The 7,276-nt window shown below is 68.7% G+C and carries 6 protein-coding genes; all 6 read left to right on the plus strand.

The features are described 5' to 3' along the window. A partial coding sequence (locus FAZ79_RS10870; RefSeq protein ID WP_136867988.1) for an NTP transferase domain-containing protein occupies positions 1–594 on the plus strand: 594 nt, incomplete at its 5' end. A gap of 233 nt (positions 595–827) precedes the next feature. Then, on the plus strand, positions 828–2,330 hold the full coding sequence (locus FAZ79_RS10875; protein WP_136867989.1) for a glycoside hydrolase 100 family protein: 1,503 nt from the start codon (positions 828–830) through the stop codon (positions 2,328–2,330). A gap of 4 nt (positions 2,331–2,334) precedes the next feature. After that, the gene (locus FAZ79_RS10880) at positions 2,335–4,518 is read left to right on the plus strand and encodes an HAD family hydrolase (RefSeq protein ID WP_136867990.1); all 2,184 of its coding nucleotides are present in this window, start codon (positions 2,335–2,337) and stop codon (positions 4,516–4,518) included. Then, positions 4,515–5,402, plus strand: a complete 888-nt coding sequence (locus FAZ79_RS10885) for an HAD-IIB family hydrolase (protein WP_136867991.1) — start codon at positions 4,515–4,517, stop codon at positions 5,400–5,402. Before FAZ79_RS10880 ends, FAZ79_RS10885 begins: the two co-directional genes overlap by 4 nt. Beyond that, positions 5,399–6,229: a M90 family metallopeptidase gene (locus FAZ79_RS10890; RefSeq protein ID WP_169303688.1), complete on the plus strand. Its 831-nt coding sequence runs from the start codon at positions 5,399–5,401 to the stop codon at positions 6,227–6,229. Before FAZ79_RS10885 ends, FAZ79_RS10890 begins: the two co-directional genes overlap by 4 nt. Before the next feature lie 340 nt (positions 6,230–6,569). Continuing rightward, positions 6,570–7,067, plus strand: coding sequence for a bacterioferritin (locus tag FAZ79_RS10895; protein WP_136867993.1), 498 nt, complete (start codon positions 6,570–6,572; stop codon positions 7,065–7,067). Positions 7,068–7,276: the final 209 nt, after the last annotated feature.

The raw sequence follows: 7,276 nt of genomic DNA on the forward strand, positions 1-7,276 counted from the left end.
TGGGCACGGATGCCCTGCTCGATGCCCGTTGACGCGGCAGCCGTCCCGCCCGATCTGGTCGGCGTGGTGCTGGCGGCCGGGCGGCCGAGCGCTTCGGCTCGGACAAGCGCTGGGCCGAGCTGGCGCGGCGAGCCGTTGCTCGCCCATGCCCTGGCCGCGGCCCGGGCGGTCTGCGAGCGGGTGCTGGTGGTGGTCGAGATGCCCGACCCGCGGCTCGACCGGCTGCTGGCCCGCCTGCCGGCCGAGGCGGTGATCTGTCCGCGTGCCGGCGAGGGGCTGGCCGCCAGTCGGCGCTGCGCGATCGACCGGCTGGCCGACGAGCGTCCCGACGGGGTGCTGTTCTTTCTCGGTGACATGCCGATGGTGCCAATCGACCAGGTACGACACCTGGTCGAGCACATGCGTTCGGCCGGACGCCCGGTGCGCCCCGTGCACGACTCGCAGCCCGGCCACCCGGTCGCCTGCCCGGGCGGCTGGCTCGATCACCTGGCCGAACGCGGTTTCCCTGCCCGCGAGGGCCAGTTGATCGACTGTGCGCACCCCGGCGTCGTGCGCGACGTGGATTGCCCCGCCGATCTCGCCGCGTTGCGTTAAGGAAGGTCTGCACAAATCCGCTGCCACTCTGGCCTGTCGAGCCGCTCGTGATCCAGGCATGCCGAGCGCTATCGGATTTGTGCCCCCCTCCCTTACGCGTCCGCGACGGGCAACGACGGCCAGCGCCGGACCGGACCACGCCCCGGGCCGGCCTGTGCTAAGTTTTTGATTGCTGCCCGGGCGCTCGCCGCGCCCGCGGATCATTCCATCGTGATCGCACCGAAGGACCCCGGATGAACGAGCGTCCGTCATCGAGTCGTGCCACCGAGCCGCTGCATGCCTCGCGTCACTGCTTCGCCCAACCCCGGTTTGCCGACGAGTCGGCGGTGCTGGCCGATGCGTACCGCCTGCTCGACGACGCGGTGATCCGCTACCAGGGCCACCCGGTCGGCACCATGGCCAGCCTCGACCCGCGTGCCCCGGCGGAGAACTACCGCGACTGCTTTGTGCGCGACTTCGTCTCGGCGGCGTTCCTGATGCTGCTGGAGGGGCGCTCGGACGTCGTGCGCGAGTTCCTCGCCATGATCCTGCGCATGCGCGGTCAGCAGGAAGAGCTCGAGGGCCAGCAGGTCGCTCCGGGCGTGCTGCCGGCCTCGTTCCGCGTGGTCACCCTCGACGACGGCAGCGAGCAGCTCTCGGCCGACTTCGGCGACCGGGCGATCGGCCGCGTCGCGCCGGTGGACTCGATGATGTGGTGGGCGGTGCTGCTGCGCGCCTACGTGCGCTTCACCGGCGACACGGCGTTCGCCCACACCCCCGAGGTCCAGCGTGGGCTGCGCATGATCCTGAGCCTGTGCCTGCAGAGCCGCTTCGAGGTCTTCCCCACGCTGCTGGTGCCCGACGGCTCGTTCATGATCGACCGGCGCATGGGCGTCAACGGCCATCCGCTCGAGATCCAGGCGTTGTTCGACATGACCCTGCGCGCGGCCGACCTGCTGACCATCGACGAGGGCAGCCACTGGCTGATCGACCTGGCCCGGCGTCGTCGGGGCGTGCTGCGCGACTACGTGCGCCGCTACTACTGGCTGGACCTCGACGTGCTCAACGAGGTGCATCGCTTCTCCACCGAGAAGTTCGGTCACGACGTCGACAACGTCTTCAATATCTACCCCGAGTCGATCCCCGAGTGGGTCGCCGACTGGCTGCCCGACGACGGCGGTTACTTCGTCGGCAACCTCGGCCCGGGGCGGATCGATTTCCGTTTTTTCTCGCAGGGCAATTTCCTGGCGACGACCACGGGGCTGGCGACCGCCGAGCAGGGCGGCCTGTTGATGCACACCGTGACCGAGCGCTGGGACGACCTCGTCGGGCAGATGCCGGTCAAGCTGGTGTACCCGCCGGTGCGCGGTGCCGAGTGGCGGCTGATGACCGGCTCGGACCCCAAGAACGTGCCCTGGTCGTACCACAACGGCGGCAACTGGCCGGTACTGGTCTGGCCGATGGTGGCCGCTGCCCTGGTGGCCGACCGCCAGGACCTGGGCGAGCGTGCCTTCCGTGTCGCCGAGCGCCGCCTGATGGCCGACAACTGGCCCGAATACTACGACGGTCGGCACGGTCGGTTGATCGGCCGGCGGGCCAACCTGCACCAGGTCTGGAGTGCCACCGGCCTGCTGCTGGCGCGCCACCTGCTGGCCGACCCCGGTCGTCTGGTGGAGCTGGCGCTGACCGAGGACGAAGACAGTGCCCCCGGCAACGGACGCGGCGGGTCGGCACAACGAGAACAGGGAGACGACTGACGCCATGACGAAAACGGGAGGTCGAGACGGACTGTATATCTGCCTGGTCAGCGTGCACGGGCTGATCCGCGGCGAGAACCTCGAACTGGGGCGTGATGCCGACACCGGCGGGCAGACCCTCTACGTGGTCGAACTGGCCCGCGCGCTGGCCCGGCGCCCGGAGGTCGCGCGGGTCGACTTGTTCACGCGCCGGGTGGTCGATCCGCGCGTGGACGCCGACTACGCCCAGCCCGAGGAAGACCTGGGCGACAACGCCCACATCATCCGCATCGACGCCGGCCCGGAGGAATACCTGCCCAAGGAACGGCTGTGGGACTACCTCAACTGCTTCGTCGACGGGGCGCTGGCGCATATCGACCAACTGGGCGTCACGCCGGCGCTGATCCACAGCCATTACGCCGATGCCGGCTACGTCGGCGTGCGCCTGGCCCATCACCTCGGGGTGCCGCTGGCGCATACCGGCCACTCGCTGGGACGCGTCAAGCGTCGCCGGCTGCTGGCGCGCGGCGAGAGCAGCGCGACCATCGAGTCGACCTACGCCATGTCCACCCGCATTCGCGCCGAGGAAGAGGTGCTGCTCGCCGCGGACCTGGTGGTGGTCAGCACCGGCCAGGAGATCGAGGAGCAGTACGGACTCTACGACTGGGCCGACCCGGAGAAGATGACGGTGATCCCGCCGGGCGTGAACCTCGAGCGGTTCACGCCGCCGCCCGAGCAGTTCGCCCCGCCCATCTGCGACGAGCTCAAGCGGTTCCTGCGCGAGCCCGAACGGCCGATGGTGCTGGCGCTGTCGCGCCCCGACGAGCGCAAGAACATCGCCACCCTGATCGAGGCCTTCGGCGCCCACCCCGAACTGCGCCAGCAGGCGAACCTCGTGGTCATCGCCGGCAACCGCGACGACATCCGCGACATGGATGCCGGGCCGCGCAAGGTGCTCACCGATATCCTGTTGCTGATCGACTACCACGATCTCTATGGCGTGGCCGCCTACCCGCGCCACCACCAGTCCGACGACGTGCCCGACCTCTACCGGCTGGTGACCCGCAGCGGCGGGGTGTTCATCAACCCGGCGCTGACCGAGCCGTTCGGCCTGACGCTGATCGAGGCGGCCGCCGCCGGTGCGCCCATCCTGGCGACCGAGGATGGCGGTCCGCGCGACATCATCGCCGCCTGCGAGAACGGCGAGCTGATCGATCCGCTGGATGCCGAGGGCATCGGCGAGCGGATCGCCGCGTTGCTGGGCGATCGCGAGCGCTGGCGACGCTACTCGGAAAACGGCATTCGTCGCGTGCGCGAGTGCTATTCCTGGGATGCCCACGTCGAAAGCTACCTCGAGCGCGTGGCCGGCCTGTTCGAGGGCGAGGCCCGTGCCGTGCGTCCGAGCCTGCCGGACCACGTGCTCACCCAGGTCGATCGGGCGCTGGTGGTCGAGCTGGCCGCCCTGGGCGATTCCACCGATGCGGCGATGCGCCGTCGGCTGGTCGAGACCCTGCGCGCCCATCGCCGCCAGGCGGGTTTCGCGGTGGTCTCCGACCGGCCGCGCCGCGAGGTGCTCGCCGCGCTCAAGGAACTGGGCGTGCCCACGCCCGACGTGCTGATCACCCGTGGCGGCACGCAGATCCACTATGGCCCGCGCCTGTCGCGCGACGAGGGCTGGAGTCGTCACATCGGCTACGCCTGGCAGCCGGATCGCGTCTACAACCTGCTGGCCCAGACGCCCGGCGTGGAGCTGCGTTCGCGCGCCGTGCAGGGGGTGCACGCCGTGCATGCCTTCATCGCCGACACCGATGCCTTTCCGGGTTTCGAGGCGCTGGAGAACCAGCTGCACCAGCTCGACATCCACGCCAACCTGGTGCGCCTGTCGCGCAACGAGCTGCTCGCCATGCCGGTGCGTGCCTCCAAGGGCTTCGCGCTGCGCTACTTCGCCACCCAGTGGGGCATCGCTCTCGATCATCTGCTGGTCGCCGGCGGGGTGGCCACCGACGAGGACATGCTGCGCGGCAACCCGCTCGGCGCGGTGGTCACCGCCGACGGGGCGCAGGAGCTGCCCGGCCTGACCGATCTCGACCGGGTGATCTTCACCCGGGCCCAAGGGCCGGGCGGCGTGCTCGAGGCCATCGAGCACTACGATTTCTTCGGCGCCTGCGCCCTGCCCGCGGAGTCGCCGAATGACGGGGTGGCATCATGAGCGAACTTGCCCCCGTCCTGCTGTGCTGCGACCTCGATCGCACCCTGATCCCCAACGGTCGGGCGGAGGAATCCCCCGATGCGCGTCCGCGGCTGGCCCGCTTCTGCGCCCACCCGGCGGTGCAACTGGTGTTCGTCTCGGGACGGGACCTGCAGCTGGTGCTCGACGGCGTCGACGAGTGGTCCCTGCCGCAGCCGGACTACATCATCGGCGACGTCGGCACCACCATCTACGCGCCGCGCTCGCAGGCGGGCCACGGTGATGGCGACTGGATCCACTGGCCGGCCTGGACCGACCAGATCGCCCCGGACTGGAACGGGCTGACCCACGACGACGTCACCGACATGTTCGCCGACATCTCCGCCATTCGCCCGCAAGAAGCGGCCAAGCAGGGGGCGTTCAAGGCGAGCTACTACGTCGACCGGCAGGCGAACCAGGAGGTGCTCGACGCCGAGCTGCACGGCCGCCTGTGGCGCAATGGCGTGGATGCCCGACTGGTCTGGTCGCTGGACGAGGCGGCCGACGTGTTGCTGCTCGACGTGCTGCCGACCAGCGCCAGCAAGCTCCACGCGATCGAATTCCTGATCCACCATCTCGCCTTCGACGAGCACCGCGCGATGTTCGCCGGGGACTCGGGCAACGACCTGCATGCCCTGGGCAGCCACATCAACGGTGTGCTGGTCGCCAACGCCGACCTGGCGGTCAAGGCGCGTGCCCGGGAACTGGTGCGTGCCGGCGCGCTGGAGGACACGCTCTATCTGGCGCAGGGCGGACTGTTCGGCATGAACGGCAATTACGCCGCCGGCGTGCTCGAGGGCCTGGTGCACTTTCTTCCCGAAACCCGGGAGCAGATGTGCCTGTCGACCGACGAGGCCCCGAGTTGAGGTCCGGGCGGAGGCCCTGGTGGTCACCGGGGCAATGGCTGGCCCGCCTGTTCGGCGCGCAAGCCGGCGAGATCGAGATCCCGCCCGCGGCGTGGCGGCGTGTCTGCGACGACCAACCCGAGCTGGCGATGCTGTCGACCGACGAGCGCGACCGGTTGCGATCGCTGGCCGCGCAATTCCTTGGCGGTCGACCGTTCTACGCCGGCGGGGCATTCGAGCTCACGGACGCGATGCAGCTGCGCATCGCGGCACTCGCCTGCCTGCCGGTCCTCGAGCTGGGACTGACGTGGCTGGACGCGATCCGATCGGTGATCGTCTACCCGGATGCCTTCGAGGTCGACCACGAGGAAGTCGACGAGAGCGGCGTGGTCCACGAGGTGCGCGACCTGCGCGCCGGGGAGGCCTGGTCGCACGGCACGCTGGTGCTCTCCTGGGCCGATATCGAGGCCGGCCGCGACCCCGACTTGGCCATGAGCGTGGTGATCCACGAGGTGGCGCACTTCATCGACGGGGCCAATGGCGCGGAGAACGGCTTCCCGCCGTTGGGCAAGGGGCACGACCGCGCCCGCTGGACGCAGGACTTCCAGGCGGCCTTCGACCGGCTCAACCGCGAGGTCGAGGCCGGGCATGAGCCGGTGATCGACCCCTACGCGGCCACCAACCCCGCCGAGTTCTTTGCCGTGCTCAGCGAGTATTTCTTCCGGCTGCCCGAGGAACTGTGGCAGGCCGAGGCCGGCCTCTACGCGCACCTGTCGCGTTTCTATGGCCAGGACCCGCGGGCGCGGCTCGTTGCGGTGTCGGCTGGCAAAATCGCTGCAGACGTCTAAGGTTAGGGAAACTCTGCACGAATGCCATGCCGCTCTGCGCGCCTTGAGCCGGGCAGATGCAAGGCGCTCGTCCGCCGCGGAAGGGTTGTTCTCTTTCCAAGGACGACAACGCAGCAGATGCCCGGCTCAAGGCGCGCCCTGCGGGGCTTGGCGAGTCGCCCGTGATCCGCGTTGCGATGTCTTGACGTGGCCACCGGCACGCCGGCGACATCGCGCCTTGATCACGAACGACTCGCCGAGCCAGAGTGGCATGGCATTCGTGCAGAGTTTCCCTAGGCACAGGCCCGGCGCGCAAGACGCCGGATGAGGTTTCCACTCAATTCACGGAGGGCTACCACCCATGTGTGCAGCCAAGGCGAAGAAAGGTCAGAAGACGCTCGACAATCTCCAGCAGGCACTCTCAATGGAGCTCACGGCGGTGCATCAGTACATGCTGCACGCCCACGTGCTCGAGGACTGGGGTCTGGATCGGCTGTCGAAGAAGATGCACGGCGAGGTCCAGGAAGAATTGGGCCATGCCAGCCAGTTCATCGACCGGATCCTGTTCCTGGACGGCGACCCGGTGGTGACCGAGGCGAAGTCGGCCAAGCGCTCGAACTCGCTGGGTGACATGTTCAAGGCCGATCTGAAAGAGGAGCTGGCCTCGATCCAGTTCTACGGCAAGGCCGCGATCGAGGCGCGCGACGAGGGCGACGTGGGTACGGTCCACATCTTCGAGGAGATCCTGATGGATGAGGAAGGGCATGCCGACTGGCTCAAGCGTCAGCTCGAACTGATCGAGCGTATGGGTGAGCCGAATTACATCCTCGCCTACCACACACCGGATACCGGCGAGTAAGGTGACGGTGCCTGCCTGATAGCGCCCGAGAGTTGGCGCTTTCCCCTACTGGATGAGGCAGGCCGGGCCGACCCCGAGGGGGCGGCCTTTTTTAATGGAATGGCCTGCTCCCACCCTATTACGCTGTTTGGAGGAACAAACCCATTCAGCAACAGAGGAGGAACAGACCTATGTCCATTGCAACGCTCGGCATCGATCTTGGCAAGACC

The organism is Guyparkeria sp. SB14A (assembly GCF_005096345.1).
GTDB lineage: Bacteria > Pseudomonadota > Gammaproteobacteria > Halothiobacillales > Halothiobacillaceae > Guyparkeria > Guyparkeria hydrothermalis.